This is a genomic window from Methylorubrum populi (genome assembly GCF_002355515.1).
GTDB lineage: Bacteria > Pseudomonadota > Alphaproteobacteria > Rhizobiales > Beijerinckiaceae > Methylobacterium > Methylobacterium populi_A.
This window is the reverse complement of the sequence record NZ_AP014809.1, coordinates 3,824,193-3,840,066: the sequence shown is the minus strand read 5'-3', so window position 1 is coordinate 3,840,066 and position 15,874 is coordinate 3,824,193. Positions and strand designations below refer to the sequence as shown.

The window sequence follows — 15,874 nt, the reverse complement described above, 5'->3', positions numbered from 1 at the left end:
TCGTTCGAAGCTGACGCGGTTTACCGCGGCAGGACGGTCGCGCCCATCAGCGCCTCGTCGATGGAGCGGGCGGCCTGGCGGCCCTCGCGGATCGCCCAGACCACCAGGGACTGGCCCCGGCGCATGTCGCCGGCGACGTAGATCTTCGGGTTCGAGGTCAGGTAGTCCTCGTCGTTGGCGATGACGTTGTCGCGCTTGTCCATCGCCACGCCCGACTCCTCCAGCAGACCCTTGCGCACCGAGCCGGCGAAGCCGATCGCCATGAAGACGAGGTCGGCGGGCAGCACGAACTCGCTTCCCTCGATCGGCTGGCGCCGCTCGTCCACGCGGGCGCAGACCACGCCGGTGAGCTGGCCCTTGCGGTTGCCCTCCAGCCGCAGGGTCGCGGCCTGGAACTCGCGCTCGGCGCCCTCCGCCTGGCTCGACGAGGTGCGCATCTTGGTCGGCCAGTAGGGCCACACGGTGAGCTTGTCCTCCCGCTCCGGCGGACGCGGGCGGATGTCGAGCTGGGTCACCGAGAGCGCGCCCTGGCGGAAGGCGGTGCCGACGCAGTCCGAGGCGGTGTCGCCGCCGCCGATGACGACGACGTTCTTGCCGGCGGCGAGGATCGGCAGTTCGCCGTTGCCCGGCATCGGCTCGGCACCGACCCGGCGATTCGACTGCACGAGGTAGGGCATGGCGTAGTGCACGCCGTCGAGATCCTGGCCCGGAAGCTGCGGATTGCGCGGCTCCTCGGCGCCGCCGCAGAACAGCACGGCGTCGAACTGGCTCGTCAGCTCCTCCAGCGGCACGTTCACCCCGACATTGGACTTGTAGTGGAAGACGACGCCCTCGGCCTCCATCTGCTTCACGCGCCGGTCGATGTGGCGCTTCTCCATCTTGAAGTCGGGGATGCCGTAGCGGAGCAGGCCGCCGGCTTTCGGCTCACGCTCGTAGACGTGCACGTCGTGGCCGACGCGGGCGAGCTGCTGCGCCGCGGCCATGCCGGCGGGGCCGGAGCCGATGACCGCCACGCGCTTGCCGGTGCGGGTCGCCGACGGCTCGGGCTTGACCCAGCCCATGTTCCACGCGCGGTCGGCGATCGCCTGCTCGATCGTCTTGATGGCGACCGGCTGGTTCTCGAGGTTCAGGGTGCAGGCCTCCTCGCAGGGCGCGGGGCAGATGCGGCCGGTGAATTCGGGGAAGTTGTTGGTCGAGTGGAGGTTGCGCGAGGCCTCCTCCCAGTCCGACTGGTAGACGAGGTCGTTCCAGTCCGGGATCTGGTTGTGGACCGGGCAGCCGGTCGGGCCGTGGCAGAACGGGATGCCGCAATCCATGCAGCGCGCGGCCTGTTTCGACAGGTCGTGCTCATCGAGCGGCAGCGTGAATTCGCGGAAGTGCCGAACGCGGTCGGCGGCGAGCTGATACTTCTGCTCCTGCCGGTCGTATTCGAGGAACCCTGTGACCTTGCCCATCGATCAACCCTTCGCAGGCGCGGATCCCTCGACCACGCGGCCTTGCCGTCTGTCCGTCATCGCTGTGAGTCGGTCGGCGGCACGGGCCGCCGACCGTATGGCGCGAAAGAACGCAGCCGTGTGACGCGTGACTACTCCGCCGCCACCGGCATGCGCGCCATTTCCATCTCGCGCAGGGCCCGGCGGTACTCGACCGGCATCACCTTGACGAACTTGGTGCGGTAGCCCGCCCAATCGTCGAGGATCTGCTTGGCCTTCGGCGAGCCGGTGTACTTCAGGTGGTTGGTGAGAAGCTGCGACAGCCGCTCCTCGTCGTGGCCCGACATGTCCGCGAGGATGTCGACCCGCCCCTTGGTCTCCAGGTCGCCGTCCTGGTGGAAGCGGCGCATGATGTCGTCCTCTTCCTCCACCGGCTCCAGATCGACCATCGACAGGTTGCAGCGGTCGCGGAACGAGCTGTCCTCGTCGAGCACGTAGGCGATGCCGCCGGACATGCCCGCCGCGAAGTTCCGGCCGGTCACGCCGATGGAAACCACCACGCCGCCGGTCATGTACTCGCAGCCATGGTCGCCCATGCCCTCGACCACGGTGATCGCGCCGGAGTTGCGCACGGCAAAGCGCTCGCCGGCCGCACCGCGGATGTAGCACTCGCCCGCGATCGCCCCGTAGAGCACGGTGTTGCCGGCCATGATCGTGCGGGCGGGAGGCGCCTTCAGCGCGTCGCTCGGACGGATGATCAGCTTGCCGCCCGACAGGCCCTTGCCGACATAGTCGTTGCCGTGCCCGGTCAGGTCGAGGGTGACGCCGGCCGCGAGCCACGCGCCGAAGCTCTGCCCGGCGGTGCCGTTCAGCTTCACCACGATGGTGTCGTCGGGCAGGCCGTCATGGCCGTACTTCTTGGCGACCGCGCCGGAGAGCATGGCGCCCGCGGCGCGATCCGAATTGCGGATCACGTCGGTGAGCACGACCGGCTCGCCGGTCTCGAGGGCGCGCTCGGCACCCGCGATCAGGCGGCGGTCGAGCACCGTGTCGATCGGGTGGTGCTGCGTCTCGACATGGCGGATCGCCACCTCCGGTCCGACGTTGGGCCGGTGGAACAGCTTCGAGAAGTCGAGGCCGCGGGCCTTCCAGTGCTCGATCGCCTCGCGCTTGTCGAGGAGGTCGGAGCGGCCGATCAGGTCCTCCAATTTCGTGAAGCCCATCGCTGCCATCAGTTCCCGCAGCTCTTCGGCCACGAAGAAGAAGTAGTTGATAACGTGCTCCGGCGTGCCCTTGAAGCGCTTGCGCAGCACCGGGTCCTGGGTGGCGACGCCCACCGGGCAGGTGTTGAGGTGGCACTTGCGCATCATGATGCAGCCCGCCGCGATCAGCGGCGCGGTCGAGAAGCCGATCTGGTCGGCGCCGAGCAGCACCGCGATCATCACGTCCTTGCCGGTGCGGATGCCGCCGTCGGCCTGGAGCGCGACGCGGCCGCGCAGGCCGTTCATCACGAGGGTCTGCTGCGTCTCGGCGAGACCCGTCTCCCACGGCCCGCCCGCGTGCTTGATCGAGGTCAGCGGGGCCGCGCCCGTGCCGCCGTCGAAGCCTGAGATCGTGATGTGGTCGGCCCGCGCCTTGGCGACACCCGCCGCGACAGTGCCGACGCCGACCTCGGAGACGAGCTTGACCGAGATGTCGGCCGCCGGGTTCACGTTCTTCAGGTCGAAGATCAGCTGGGCCAGATCCTCGATCGAGTAGATGTCGTGGTGCGGCGGCGGCGAGATCAGGCCGACGCCCGGGGTGGCGTAGCGGACCTTGGCGATCTTGGCATCGACCTTGTGGCCGGGCAGCTGGCCGCCCTCGCCGGGCTTGGCGCCCTGCGCGACCTTGATCTGCACCATGTCGCCGTTGACGAGGTACTCGGTGGTGACGCCGAAGCGGCCCGAGGCGACCTGCTTGATCGCGGAGCGGCGCGAGCGCCCGTCCGGCCCCGGCACGAACCGGCGCGCCTCCTCGCCGCCCTCGCCCGAGTTCGAGCGGCCGCCGAACGAGTTCATCGCGATGGCGAGCGTCTCGTGCGCCTCCTTCGAGATCGACCCGTAGGACATGGCGCCCGTGGCGAAGCGCTTGACGATCTCGGCGGCCGGCTCGACCGCGGAGATGTCCACCGGCTCGCGGCCGAGATCGGCGGCGGTCTTGATCCGGAACAGGCCGCGCAGGGTCTTGAGGTGGTTCTCCTGCTCGTTCACCAGCCGGGCGTATTCGCGGTAGCGCTCGGCCGCGCCGAGGCGCACCGCGTGCTGCAGCGTGGCCACCGTGTCGGGCGTCCAGGTGTGGGTCTCGCCGCGGAGCCGATAGGCGTACTCGCCGCCGACATCCAGCGCGTTGCGATAGATCGGGGCGTCGCCGAACGCATCCTGGTGGCGCAGGGCCGTCTCCTGGGCGACCTCGGCCATGCCGATGCCCTCGACGGTCGTCGCCGTGCCGAAGAAGTCCTTGGCCACGAAGTCCGAGTTCAGGCCGATCGCGTCGAAGATCTGCGCGCCGCAATAGGACTGGTAGGTCGAGATGCCCATCTTGGACATGACCTTGAGCAGGCCCTTATCGATCGACTTGATGTAGCGGTAGATGATTTCGTCGTTGGTGAGATCCGGCGGGAACTCGTCCTTCATCGAGATCAGCGTTTCGAAGGCGAGGTACGGGTTCACCGCTTCCGCGCCGTAGCCCGCGAGGCAGGCGAAGTGATGCACCTCGCGCGGCTCGCCCGATTCGACCACGAGGCCGACCGAGGTGCGAAGCCCCTTGCGGATCAGGTAGTTGTGCACGGCCGCGGTGGCGAGCAGCGCCGGAATCGGGATGCGGTCCGGCCCCACCATCCGGTCGGACAGGATGATGATGTTGTAGCCGCCGCGCACCGCGACCTCGGCCCGGTCGCACAGGCGATCGAGCGCACCCTCCATCGCCGCCGCGCCGGACTCGGCCGCGTAGGTGATGTCGAGCGTCTTGGTGTCGAAGCGGTCCTCGAAATGCGAGATCGACCGGATCTTCTCCAGATCGCCGTTCGTGAGGATCGGCTGACGGACTTCGAGCCGCTTGCGGCGCGAGGCGCCTTCCATGTCGAGCAGGTTCGGGCGCGGGCCGATGAACGAGACGAGGCTCATCACGGCCTCCTCGCGGATCGGGTCGATCGGCGGGTTGGTGACCTGCGCGAAGTTCTGCTTGAAGTAGGTGTAGAGCAGCTTGGGCTTGTCGGAGAGCGCCGAGAGCGGCGTGTCCGAACCCATGGAGCCGACCGCCTCCTGGCCGGTCACGGCCATGGGGGCCATGAGCAGCTTGAGGTCTTCCTGGGTGTAGCCGAAGGCCTGCTGGCGATCGAGCAGGGAGACGTCGGTGCGCGAGGCGCGCGGCTGGATCGGGTGCAGCTCCTCCAGCACGATCTGGGTGTTCTTCACCCAATCGGCATAGGGGTGCGCGGAGGCCAGCTCGCCCTTGATCTCCTCGTCGGAAACGATGCGGCCCTTCTCCAGATCGATCAGCAGCATCCGGCCCGGCTGCAGACGCCAGGACTGGACGATCTTCTCGTCCGGGATCGGCAGCACGCCCATCTCGGAGGCGAGCACGACGAGGCCGTCATCGGTGACGATGTAGCGGGCGGGCCGGAGGCCGTTGCGGTCGAGCGTCGCGCCGATCTGGCGCCCGTCGGTGAAGGCGACGGCGGCGGGGCCGTCCCACGGCTCCATCAGAGCGGCGTGGTACTCGTAGAAGGCGCGCCGCTCCTCGCCCATCAGCGGGTTGCCGGCCCAGGCCTCGGGGATGAGCATCATCATCGCGTGGGCGAGCGAGTAGCCGCCCTGCACGAGGAACTCGAGGGCGTTGTCGAAGCAGGCGGTGTCGGACTGGCCCTCGTAGGAGATCGGCCAGAGCTTCGAGATGTCGTTGCCGAACAGCTCCGAATCGACGCTGGCCTGGCGCGCGGCCATCCAGTTCACGTTGCCGCGCAGCGTGTTGATCTCGCCGTTATGCGCGACCATCCGGTAGGGGTGCGACAGGCGCCAAGTCGGGAAGGTGTTCGTCGCGAAGCGCTGGTGGACGAGCGCCAGGGCCGAGACGTAGCGCGGGTCCTTGAGGTCGAGATAGTAGTGGCCGAGCTGGTGCACGAGCACCATGCCCTTGTAGACGATCGTCCGGCTCGACACCGAGACGGGATAGAAGGTCTTCGCCCGCTCATCCTCCAGGCTGTAGACCTGATTCGAGATCACCTTGCGGGCGATGAAGACGCGCCGCTCGAAGGCATCCTGATCGGTGATGCTCGCGGGACAGCCGATGAAGACCTGACGGTGATGCGGCTCGGTCTCCTTCACCGCCTTGCCGAGATCGGTCGAGTCGACGGGCACGTCGCGCCAGCCGAGCAGCGGCAGACCCTCGTCGGCCAGCGTCTTCTCGACGATCGCCTCGATGGCGGCGCGGGCCTCCGTCTCCTTGGGCAGGAAGAACTGGCCGATGGCGTACTGACCGGCAGGCGGCAGCTCGAAGCCGAGGCGCGAGCATTCCTCGGAGAAGAAGCCGTGCGGGATCTGGGTGAGGATACCGCAGCCGTCGCCCATGGTCGGATCGGCGCCCACCGCGCCGCGGTGGTCGATGTTCTCGAGGATCTTGAGACCCTGCTCGACGATGGTGTGGCTGCGACGGTCGTGCATGTCCGCCACGAAGCCGACGCCGCAGGCATCGCGCTCGTGGGCCGGATCGTAGGCGCCCTGCGCCCGCGGCAGAGCCGGATCGCGCAGGATCAGCGGCGTGGCGCCGGCCCGCGACGGGACGGCGGTCTCGCCGATCACGGCCGGCACCGACAGTTCAGACGGGATTTCACGCATCGTCCGCAGATCTCCGACCCTGCCCGCACGCGAGCATGTTTTATGCCCGAACACCATCGGTGCCCGGGCCGTCGCCATCACTTTCAAGTCGGGTCTGGTGGGGCTTCCTGCCGGAATCGCCCGCCAACCCGCGGGCTGAAGCCCCGGCTCGCTCAGCCGGCGCTCGCCCGGATCGCCTCGACGATCACCGGTTTGTCAGCTCGTTCGGACGTCACGTCGGTCACGTGATGGATCCCCAAAGCTCGCCCGACGGCCAAGCGCGACAAAAGGTAAGCGCGACAAATGGGACAGTCTTACTGTCCTATAGGCGGACGTTGCCAGATTTCATTCATTCCAGCAAGGGGCCGCCGGCCACCGCCGCCGGCCTTTTGAACATGCCTTGAATTCGCGCAGCGCAGCCGAGCTTCGACGGCGCGGCGTGTCCGGCGGCACGTCGGCCTCCCCTCTGCTCCTTGCAGGTTCCGAGCCGGTCCGCAATGTCGCCCCATTCAATCGTTTAGAAAACCTTGCCGGCACGGAAGGAATGCGGGGATCGCGTCTGCCGTGACGCCGGGGGACCTGCGGTCAACAGCGGGCTCCCGGGACCTTCCCTTCTGCTACAGCTTGGTTCGAGAGGTCCTATGGCTTCGAGCCGTCACGCCTTCGGTCGTCTCACGGGAGCGGTGCTGCGTCGCAGCCTCGGATTCGGTCTGACCGCCGCGCTCCTGACCGGCGCCGGTCTGCAGGCCGCCGCCGCCCAGGGGTTCGACCGCGGGATCTACGGCCCGCCGCGGGTGGTGTATTTCGAGGAGGACGGCCTGCTGCCGCCGCGCGAGGTCGTCGAGGACCTGCGCGACCGCGGCTTCACCGAGATCGCCCGCCCCCGCTACGACGGGCGGAACTACCGCGTCGAGGCGACGAGCCCGCGCGGCCAGCGGGTTCGGCTCGTCGTCGATGCCCGCGAGGGCGACGTGATCGGACGCGAGCCGCTCGGCGGCGTCTACTATCCCGCCGACCGCGTCCGGCCGGCGGCGCCGGGCTACGGCTGGACCGAGGATGACATGCGTCCGCGCCGTCCGCTCCGCGAGGCGGAGCGCATCGTGCCGCCGGCCGACATCCCCTCCGTTCCCGGCCTGCGCACGGCGCCCTCCGCCGGCGATCGGGGTACGCCCCGCGAGGTCCAGGTCGAGCGCACGCCGCCGACGGCCCGGCCCGAGGCCAACCCGCTCGGCGTCAATCCCGATGCGGTCGGCCGGTCCGAGACGCCGCGCCGTGCCGCGGCCCGGACCTCGCCGGCACCGAAGCTTCCGTCCCAGGCCCGGATCGCCCCCACTGCTCCGGAGCCCAAGCTCCGTTCCGATCCCGCCGGATCCTCCGCGATGACGCCGGCGGCCAAATCCGAGCCTGCCAAATCCGATCCGGCCAAGTCCGATCCGGCCAAGTCGGATGCGAGGGAGGCCAGGGCGGTCGAGCCGAAGGCGAGCGAGGTGCGGCCGGAGGCGGCCAAGGAGCCCGTCAACGAGCCGACGAAGACCGCCGAATCGAAGCCGGCGCCAGCCGCGGGCAAGGGTTGGCAGGATCCGCCGGACGACGGCGCGCGTAAGAACGTGCGGGTGATCGGCGGGGCGACCGTCGTTCCCGGCGGCACCGGTGAGGCCGGCGGCACGGGCGGTACGGATTGAGGCGAGGCGATCCGGGGGAGCGGCGCCTCAGCCGCCCTCCCCGGCCAGCACCAGCCGTTCGCGACCCGAGAACACGGTGAGCGTGTCGGAACGGGCGATGGCGCAGAGCGTCATGTCGTGGCAGCGCGCCCGCTCGATTGCGAGCGAGGTCGGGGCGGAGATCGCCACCAGAACCGAGGCACCGAGCGTCGCGGCCTTCTCCGCCATCTCGAACGAGCAGCGGCTGGTGATGACGAGAAAGCCCTCGTCCGGCCGCACGCCCCGGCGCAGCAGCGCGCCGATGCACTTATCCAGAGCATTGTGGCGGCCGACATCCTCGCGGACGGCCACGAGCGTCCCGTCGAGACCGGCCCAGCCGGCGGCGTGAACCGCGCGGGTCTCCCGGTTGAGGGTCTGGCGGTCGGAGAGGGCCGTCAGCGCCGTCTGGATCGCCGCCAGCGTCACCTGCGGGCCCTTGCCGGAGCGTGTCTTGGCGGTGGGCAGGGCGGAGAGATCCTCGATGCCGCAGACGCCGCAGCCGGTGCGACCGCTGATCGCGCGCTTGCGGGCGAGATGCTCGCGCAGCCGCCCCGGAGCGAGATCGACCAGGAGCCGCAGGCCGCCCTCGCCGGGCTCCACGGTGACGCCGCGGATCTCCTCGGGCGACTCGATTACGCCCTCGGTCAGGCTGAAGCCGTAGGCGAAGTCTTCGAGATCGGCCGGCGTCAGCATCATCACGGCATAGGGCACGGTGCCGTAGACGACGTTGACCGGCATCTCGACGGCCAGCGCGCGGGAGTCCGGCCGGGCCTCGGCCGCGTCGTAGGCGACGACGAGCGTTCCGACCTTGGTCGACGTCGCAGGGGCCTCCCCGCCGAAGTCGCATTCAGAATTTCGGCTGAAGTCCTGCATCCGTATCCCCAGAGGCAGCCAAATTGCTCGTGACGCAAGCCTGATCCCGCGTCCAAGCGACGCTTGGCAGCGTTGTTGCGGTTGCGGTTTCACGATCAGTATGGTTCTACGTCGCAACCGCCCATCCGGCAGCGACACGGTCACGCCGGAACCGGCAAGGCCCGCGATAAGGTCGGGCAGTCCTCGGATTTGCGACGCTGTTCGGCAAATTCAAGGGCAAACAAACCATAGGCATCAGGGGAGCCAAGCGGGGATATGCGGACGACGCAGGCGCAACATTGGTCATCGTGGGGGCTCGCCGCATTCGGCGCCCTCCTCGGTTCGTCCTCCTCCGCTCTCGCGGCCGGCGTCGGCCAGCCCGAGCCGTGGCAGATGAGCCGTCAGGTCCCGGTCACGGCCGAGGCCGTCGACCTCCTCAACTTCGAGCACGGGCTGCACTGGCTCGCCTTCGGCATCTCGGTCTTCGTTCTCGCCCTCATTCTCTACTGCATCTTCAAGTTCAGCGAGAAGGCGAACCCCACGCCGTCGCGCACCACGCACAACACGATGATCGAGGTGGCCTGGACCATCATCCCGGTCCTGATCCTCGTGGCGGTGGCGATCCCCTCGTTCCGCACCCTGCGCACGCAACTCTCGGACCCGAAGGCCGACGTCGTGGTCAAGGTGGTGGGCCATGCGTGGTACTGGTCCTACGTCTACCCGGCCGAGGGCGACAAGGGCGGCTTCACCTTCGACGCCAACATCGACGAGGAGCAGCAGCCGAAGCTGCTCGCCACCGACAACGACATGGTCGTTCCCGTCGGCAAGATCGTGAAGGTGCAGGTCACCTCCGACGACGTCATCCACTCCTGGGCGATCCCCTCCTTCGGCGGCAAGATCGACGCGATCCCCGGCCGCCTGAACCAGTGGTGGTTCAAGGCCGACCGCGAGGGCACCTATCACGGCCAGTGCTCCGAGCTCTGCGGCGCCCGTCACGCCTACATGCCGATCACCGTGCGCGTGGTCAGCGAGCAGGCCTACGCCGAGTGGCTGACCGAGGCGAAGACCAAGTACGCCGCCGTCGACAACGGCGCGCGCCTCGCGGACGCCCGCTGACGCTTCATCGGGCCGGGGCGCCGCAGTCCCGGCCGATCCTCCATTCGCCAGAGGCGACAGACATCTGATTAAGGCTAGGATCGATGGCCACCGCCACAGCACATGCCGGGCATGACGCCCACCACGACCACAAACCCTCCTTCTTCGCCCGCTGGTTCCTCTCGACGAACCACAAGGACATCGGCACGCTCTACCTGATCTTCGCCTTCATGGCGGGCATCGTCGGCGCGTTCCTGTCCTTCGGCATCCGCATGGAGATGGAGGAGCCCGGGCTCCAGTACTTCTCCAATCCGGCGACCTACAACGTGTTCGTCACCGGCCACGGCCTCATCATGGTGTTCTTCATGGTGATGCCGGCCCTGATCGGCGGCTTCGGCAACTGGTTCGTCCCGCTGATGATCGGCGCGCCGGACATGGCCTTCCCGCGGATGAACAACATCTCGTTCTGGCTGACCGTGTCGGGCTTCGCCTGCCTCGTCTGCTCGCTGTTCGTCGAGGGCTCGCCCGGCGCCAGCGGCGCAGGCACCGGCTGGACCGTCTACCCGCCGCTCTCCTCCTCGGCCGGCCATCCCGGTCCGGCGGTCGATTTCGCGATCTTCTCGCTCCACCTCGCCGGCGCGGGCTCGATCCTCGGCGCGATCAACTTCATCACCACCATCCTCAACATGCGCGCCCCCGGCATGACGCTGCACAAGATGCCGCTGTTCGCCTGGGCCGAGCTGGTCACCGCCTTCCTGCTGCTCCTGTCGCTTCCGGTCCTCGCCGGCGCGATCACGATGCTGCTCACCGACCGTAACTTCGGCACCACCTTCTTCGATCCGGCCGGCGGCGGCGATCCGGTGCTCTACCAGCACCTGTTCTGGTTCTTCGGTCACCCCGAGGTGTACGTGATGATCCTGCCGGCCTTCGGCATCGTCTCGCACATCATCGCCACCTTCTCGCGCAAGCCCGTCTTCGGCTACCTCGCCATGGCCTATGCCATGGTCGCCATCGGCGTCGTCGGCTTCGTCGTGTGGGCCCACCACATGTACACCGTCGGCCTGTCGCTCCAGACGCAGTCCTACTTCGTCTTCGCGACCATGGTGATCGCGGTGCCGACCGGCGTGAAGATCTTCTCCTGGATCGCGACGATGTGGGGCGGTTCGATCCGCTTCACCGCGGCGATGCACTGGGCGGTGGGCTTCATCTTCCTGTTCACGGTCGGCGGCGTCACCGGCGTCGTGCTCGCGAACTCCTCGGTCGATAAGTACCTGCACGACACCTACTACGTGGTCGCGCACTTCCACTACGTGCTCTCGCTCGGCGCCGTGTTCATCATCTTCGCCGGTGTCTACTACTGGTTCCCGAAGATGACCGGCCATGTCATCCCGGAATGGGCAGGCAAGCTGCACTTCTGGCTGGCCTTCATCGGGGCGAACGTCCTGTTCTTCCCGATGCACTTCCTGGGTCTGGCCGGCATGCCGCGCCGCTACGCCGACTATCCGGAGGCCTTCGCCGGCTGGCACAAGGTCGCCACCCTCGGCGGTCACGTCTTCGCCCTCAGCATGGTCGTGTTCGTGATCGGCATCGTCCTGGCTTTCCGCTCCAAGACCCGCGCCGCGGACAATCCGTGGGGCGAGGGTGCCACCACCCTGGAATGGACCCTGTCCTCGCCTCCGCCCTTCCACCAGTTCGAGACGCTCCCCAAGATCGTCGACGAGCCGGCCCACTAAGGCGGCGAGAGCATCGTCCCGAAAGGCGGCCGCCGGCTTTCGGGAAAAAGACGATGCTCCAAGAACAACCAGGATCGCGAGGACCGCCGAGGCGGTCCTCGCTCTTTCCCGGAGGCCTCCCGCGAGACCTCCCGCAAAGGGCGGCGCCACGACCGGCGCGATCCGAACACCTCAGAACAAGCGTCAGATCACGGTTCCCATGACGAGCCTGTCGAACAGCCTCAGCGCCGACGCCGGCCGCGTGTCGCTCTCCTCCGCCGCGGGCGGCGAAGTCTCCGACTTCTTCGCCCTGCTGAAGCCGCGGGTGATGGTGCTCGTGATCTTCACGGCGCTCGTCGGCATGGTCGTGTCCGACGCCACCGTGAACCCGGTGATCGCGGCGATCTCGCTGCTGATGATCGCGGTCGGGGCCGGCGCCTCGGGCTGCCTCAACATGTGGTGGGATGCCGACATCGACGCGCTGATGACCCGCACCGCCAAGCGTCCGATCCCCGACGGGCGCATCCGCCCCGACGAGGCGCTCGCCTTCGGCGTCGTGCTCTCGGTCGGCTCGGTGCTGATCCTCGGCCTCGCCTCGAACTGGCTGGCGGCCGGGCTTCTGGCCTTCACCATCGTCTTCTACGCCGTGATCTACTCGATGTGGCTGAAGCGGGCGACGGCGCAGAACATCGTCATCGGCGGCGCCGCCGGGGCGCTTCCCCCGGTGGTGGGCCAGGCCGCCGTGACCGGCCATGTCGGCATCGAGTCGCTGGTACTGTTCGCCATCATCTTCATCTGGACGCCGCCGCATTTCTGGGCGCTGGCGCTCGTGAAGAGCGGCGAATACGCCCGCGCCGGCATTCCGATGATGCCGAACGTCGCCGGTCCGGACTCTACCCGCCGCCAGATCGTCTGGTACTCCCTGCTGCTCGCCCCGCTCGCCCTCGTTCCGGTCTGGCTCGGCTTCGGCGGCTGGCTCTACGCCGTCGTTGGCGTGCTCGGCGGCCTCGGCATGCTCGCGGGCGCGGTGCAGGTCTACCGGCTGCGCGAGGGCGAGCCCGAGCGCAAGGCGGCGATGGGGCTGTTCGCCTTCTCGATCCTCTACCTGTTCCTGCTCTTCTCGGCGCTGCTCGCCGAGCAGGGGCTCGGTTTGTTCCGCGCGGTCGCAGCGTGAGGCCCGCCATGTCCGATCTGCCGGAAGGCGTGCGTCCCCTGACGCCGGAGGAGGCCAAGACCCGCCGCAAGCGCTCGATCGCCATCGCCCTGACGCTCGGCGCCCTGGTGCTGATCTTCTTCGTGCTGACGATCGCCAAGCTCGGACCCCAGGTCCTGCAGCGGCCGCTCTGAGGGCGTGAACCGATGAAAGATGCGAGGGAGCGGCAGAAGCAGGCGGCGCGCGGCGCGCGCTGGACCGTGATCGCCTGCGCCGGCGTGGTGCTCGGCATGGGCGGCCTCGCGGCCGTCTCCGCGCCGCTCTACTCCATGTTCTGCAAGGCGACCGGCTACGGCGGAACGCCGCTCGTCGGCGCCGCACCGACGGCCGCGCCGGGCGAAGCCCTGGCGCCGGTCTCGGTCCGCTTCGACACCAACGTGTCGAAGGCCCTGTCCTGGCGCTTCCAGCCGGAGCAGTCGCGGGTCGAGGCGGTGCCCGGCCAAACCGCGACCGTGTTCTTCAAGGTGACGAATACCGGCCCGGCGGCCTCGACCGGCATCGCCGTGTTCAACGTGCAGCCGGACCTGATGGGGAGTTACTTCGTCAAGGTTCAGTGCTTCTGCTTCGACGAGCACACGCTGCAGCCGGGCGAGTCGGCGGAATTTCCGCTGGTGTTCTACGTCGATCCGGCCCTGCGCAAGGATCCGGACATCGGCACGCTCTCGGAGATGACGCTGTCCTACACTTACTACCCCTCGAAGAACGGTTCGCCGGTGGCGGAAGCGGCCAAGCCCGCTCCCACGCGCAATTTTTGAGGGATCCTGCGACGGCGCAAGCGTGACAATGGCTTGGCTGCCGAAGTAGAGGGTTTTCAACCGAGGTCCGGTCCCGCCGGACCTCCAAGGCAACAGGGCCCGGCCGTCAGGCGGTGACGGGCAAGGGCTGAGGGAGAACCATCGCGATGGCCGGGGCGCACGCCAAGAACCACGACTACCACATCATCAATCCGAGCCCGTGGCCCTTGCTCGGCGCGTTCTCCGGGTTCCTGATGGCCTTCGGCGCCGTCTTCTGGATGAAGGGTCTCTCCGCCGGCGGCCTCGCCATCGGCCCCTACGTGTTCGGCGCCGGCACGCTCGGCGTGCTCTACACCATGCTGTCCTGGTGGCGCGACGTCACCCACGAGGCCAATTCCGGCGACCATACCCGCGTCGTCCAGCTCCATCACCGCTACGGCATGATCATGTTCATCGCCTCCGAGGTGATGTTCTTCGTGGCGTGGTTCTGGGCCTATTTCGAGGCCGCGCTCTACACCGCCGATCCGATCCAGCCGCAGCGCGTCGAGTTCACCGGCGGCATGTGGCCGCCGAAGGGCATCGAGGCGTTCGATCCCTGGCACCTGCCGCTTCTCAACACGCTGATCCTGCTCACTTCGGGCACCACCGTGACCTGGGCCCACCACGCCCTGCTGCACGGCGACCGCAAGGGCCTGAAGTACGGCCTGTGGCTCACCATCATCCTCGGCGTGCTGTTCACCGCCTGCCAGGCCTACGAGTACGCCCACGCCCATTTCGGCTTCTCGGGCTCGATCTACTCGGCGACCTTCTTCATGGCGACGGGCTTCCACGGCGCCCACGTCATCATCGGCACGATCTTCCTCGCCGTCTGCCTGCTGCGCACCTACCAGGGTGACTTCACCCCGAAGCAGCATCTCGGCTTCGAGTTCGCCGCCTGGTACTGGCACTTCGTCGACGTGGTGTGGCTGTTCCTGTTCGCCGCCATCTACGTGTGGGGTGCCGGCAGCGCCGCTCACTGAGCCGGTCTCCATCGGCCGCCCTGCACGGGCGGCAACCCGGAAGGGCGGCGCGAGCCGCCCTTTTTCGCGTGCGGCGGGCCGCCCGGTGCATCATACCGGCGCTCAGCGAGGATCTTGCCGTGAACCGAGCCGCCACGAACCCGCCTCCCTCCCCGATCGCGACCGGCCTGCGCGGGCGCTGCCCGGCCTGCGGCGAGGGACACCTGTTCCGCGGCTTCCTGGCGTTCGAGCCGGCCTGCGAAGCCTGCGGCCAGGATTTTTCCGCCTTCGATTCCGCCGACGGGCCGGCCTTCTTCGTGATGTCGGTCACCGGCTTCGTCGTCGCGGGCACGGCTCTGTGGATGGAGTTCACCTACGAGCCGCCGGTCTGGGTTCACGCGCTCGTCGCCGGAAGCCTCGCCATCGGCTTGAGCTTGGCCCTGGTGCGCCCGCTCAAGGGGGTTCTGGCGGCAGTGCAATTCGTCAACAAGGCCGAGCAGGGGCGTTTCCGCTAGTGGCTGCACTGTCCGCAATCGAACGCCGAGCGCGTCTGCGCAGCCTGTGGGCACCGGGGCTGGCGGCCCTGGTCTGCCTCGCGATCCTCCTCGGCCTCGGATCCTGGCAACTCGCCCGCAAGGGCGAGAAGGAGGCGCTGATCGCCCGCATCATCGAGCGCTCGCACGCCGAGCCGCCGGCCGCCCCTCCCCCCTTCGACGCCTGGGACGCCAAGGCCGACGAGTTCAGCAGGGTGCGGGTGCGGGGCACCTTCCTCCACGACCGGGAGACCCTCGTACACGGGCTGGCGCCGGGCGAGCCCGGCCGGGCGCTCCAGGGCTTCTACGTGCTGACTCCGCTCAAGCGCGACGACGGCTCGACGGTCCTGATCAACCGCGGCTTCATCCCGACCGAGCTGAAGCGCCCCGAGGACCGGGCCGCCGGCCAAGTCACCGGCGAGGCGACGGTCACCGGCATGCTGCGGGCGAGCGAGGCCCGCGGGCTGTTCGTGCCGGAATCCGACCCGAAGCGCGGTGAGTGGTTCACCCGCGACGTTCCCGGCATCGGTGCCGCCCGCGGTCTGACGAACGTCGCCCCCTATCTGATCGAGGCGGACGCGACGCCCAATCCCGGCGGCTGGCCCCGCGGCGGGCAATTGCGGGTCGATCTGCCCAACAACCACCTGCAATACGCCTTCACGTGGTTCGGCATCGCCGCTTGCCTGATCGGCGTCTTTTCCGTTTTCGCGTGGCGGCGATTGCACGATCCGGCGGAGCCGAAAGCCGGGTGACG

The 15,874-nt window shown here is 68.5% G+C and carries 12 protein-coding genes; 9 read left to right on the top strand and 3 right to left on the bottom strand.

What is annotated here, in order from left to right; all coding sequences use genetic code 11:
• Window positions 1–20 precede the first annotated feature (20 nt).
• Window positions 21–1,454, bottom strand: a complete 1,434-nt coding sequence (locus tag MPPM_RS17730) for a glutamate synthase subunit beta (RefSeq protein ID WP_096486192.1) — start codon at window positions 1,452–1,454, stop codon at window positions 21–23.
• 131 nt (window positions 1,455–1,585) lie between these two features.
• Window positions 1,586–6,304, bottom strand: a complete 4,719-nt coding sequence (gene gltB, locus MPPM_RS17725) for a glutamate synthase large subunit (protein WP_096486191.1) — start codon at window positions 6,302–6,304, stop codon at window positions 1,586–1,588.
• A gap of 620 nt (window positions 6,305–6,924) precedes the next feature.
• On the opposite strand from gltB, the gene MPPM_RS17720 reads away from it, so the two are divergent.
• Window positions 6,925–7,965, top strand: a complete 1,041-nt coding sequence (locus MPPM_RS17720) for a hypothetical protein (RefSeq protein ID WP_096486190.1) — start codon at window positions 6,925–6,927, stop codon at window positions 7,963–7,965.
• Window positions 7,966–7,992: 27 nt separating this feature from the next.
• Here the strand turns inward: MPPM_RS17720 and fdhD are convergent, their stop codons facing one another.
• Entirely contained in the window at window positions 7,993–8,856 is an 864-nt protein-coding gene (gene fdhD / locus MPPM_RS17715) for a formate dehydrogenase accessory sulfurtransferase FdhD (RefSeq protein WP_096486189.1), read from the bottom strand.
• 255 nt (window positions 8,857–9,111) lie between these two features.
• Between fdhD and coxB the strand changes: the two genes are divergently transcribed.
• From coxB to MPPM_RS17680, 8 genes are all read left to right on the top strand, one after another.
• Window positions 9,112–9,951: a cytochrome c oxidase subunit II gene (gene coxB / locus MPPM_RS17710; protein ID WP_096486188.1), complete on the top strand. Its 840-nt coding sequence runs from the start codon at window positions 9,112–9,114 to the stop codon at window positions 9,949–9,951.
• A gap of 83 nt (window positions 9,952–10,034) precedes the next feature.
• On the top strand, window positions 10,035–11,663 hold the full coding sequence (ctaD, locus tag MPPM_RS17705) for a cytochrome c oxidase subunit I (RefSeq protein ID WP_096486187.1): 1,629 nt from the start codon (window positions 10,035–10,037) through the stop codon (window positions 11,661–11,663).
• Window positions 11,664–11,862: 199 nt separating this feature from the next.
• On the top strand, window positions 11,863–12,816 hold the full coding sequence (locus MPPM_RS17700; RefSeq protein WP_096486186.1) for a heme o synthase: 954 nt from the start codon (window positions 11,863–11,865) through the stop codon (window positions 12,814–12,816).
• An 8-nt stretch (window positions 12,817–12,824) separates the two neighbouring features.
• A complete protein-coding gene (locus tag MPPM_RS28560) occupies window positions 12,825–12,989 on the top strand; it encodes a cytochrome c oxidase system small membrane protein (protein ID WP_162940560.1) in 165 nt (54 codons plus the stop codon).
• 12 nt (window positions 12,990–13,001) lie between these two features.
• A complete protein-coding gene (locus MPPM_RS17695) occupies window positions 13,002–13,610 on the top strand; it encodes a cytochrome c oxidase assembly protein (RefSeq protein ID WP_096486185.1) in 609 nt (202 codons plus the stop codon).
• Between the two features lie 146 nt (window positions 13,611–13,756).
• Window positions 13,757–14,608: a cytochrome c oxidase subunit 3 gene (locus MPPM_RS17690; protein ID WP_096486184.1), complete on the top strand. Its 852-nt coding sequence runs from the start codon at window positions 13,757–13,759 to the stop codon at window positions 14,606–14,608.
• Window positions 14,609–14,727: 119 nt separating this feature from the next.
• The gene (locus tag MPPM_RS17685) at window positions 14,728–15,102 is read left to right on the top strand and encodes a DUF983 domain-containing protein (RefSeq protein WP_096487901.1); all 375 of its coding nucleotides are present in this window, start codon (window positions 14,728–14,730) and stop codon (window positions 15,100–15,102) included.
• A complete protein-coding gene (locus MPPM_RS17680; protein WP_096486183.1) occupies window positions 15,102–15,872 on the top strand; it encodes an SURF1 family protein in 771 nt (256 codons plus the stop codon). Before MPPM_RS17685 ends, MPPM_RS17680 begins: the two co-directional genes overlap by 1 nt.
• The last annotated feature ends 2 nt before the right edge of the window (window positions 15,873–15,874 follow it).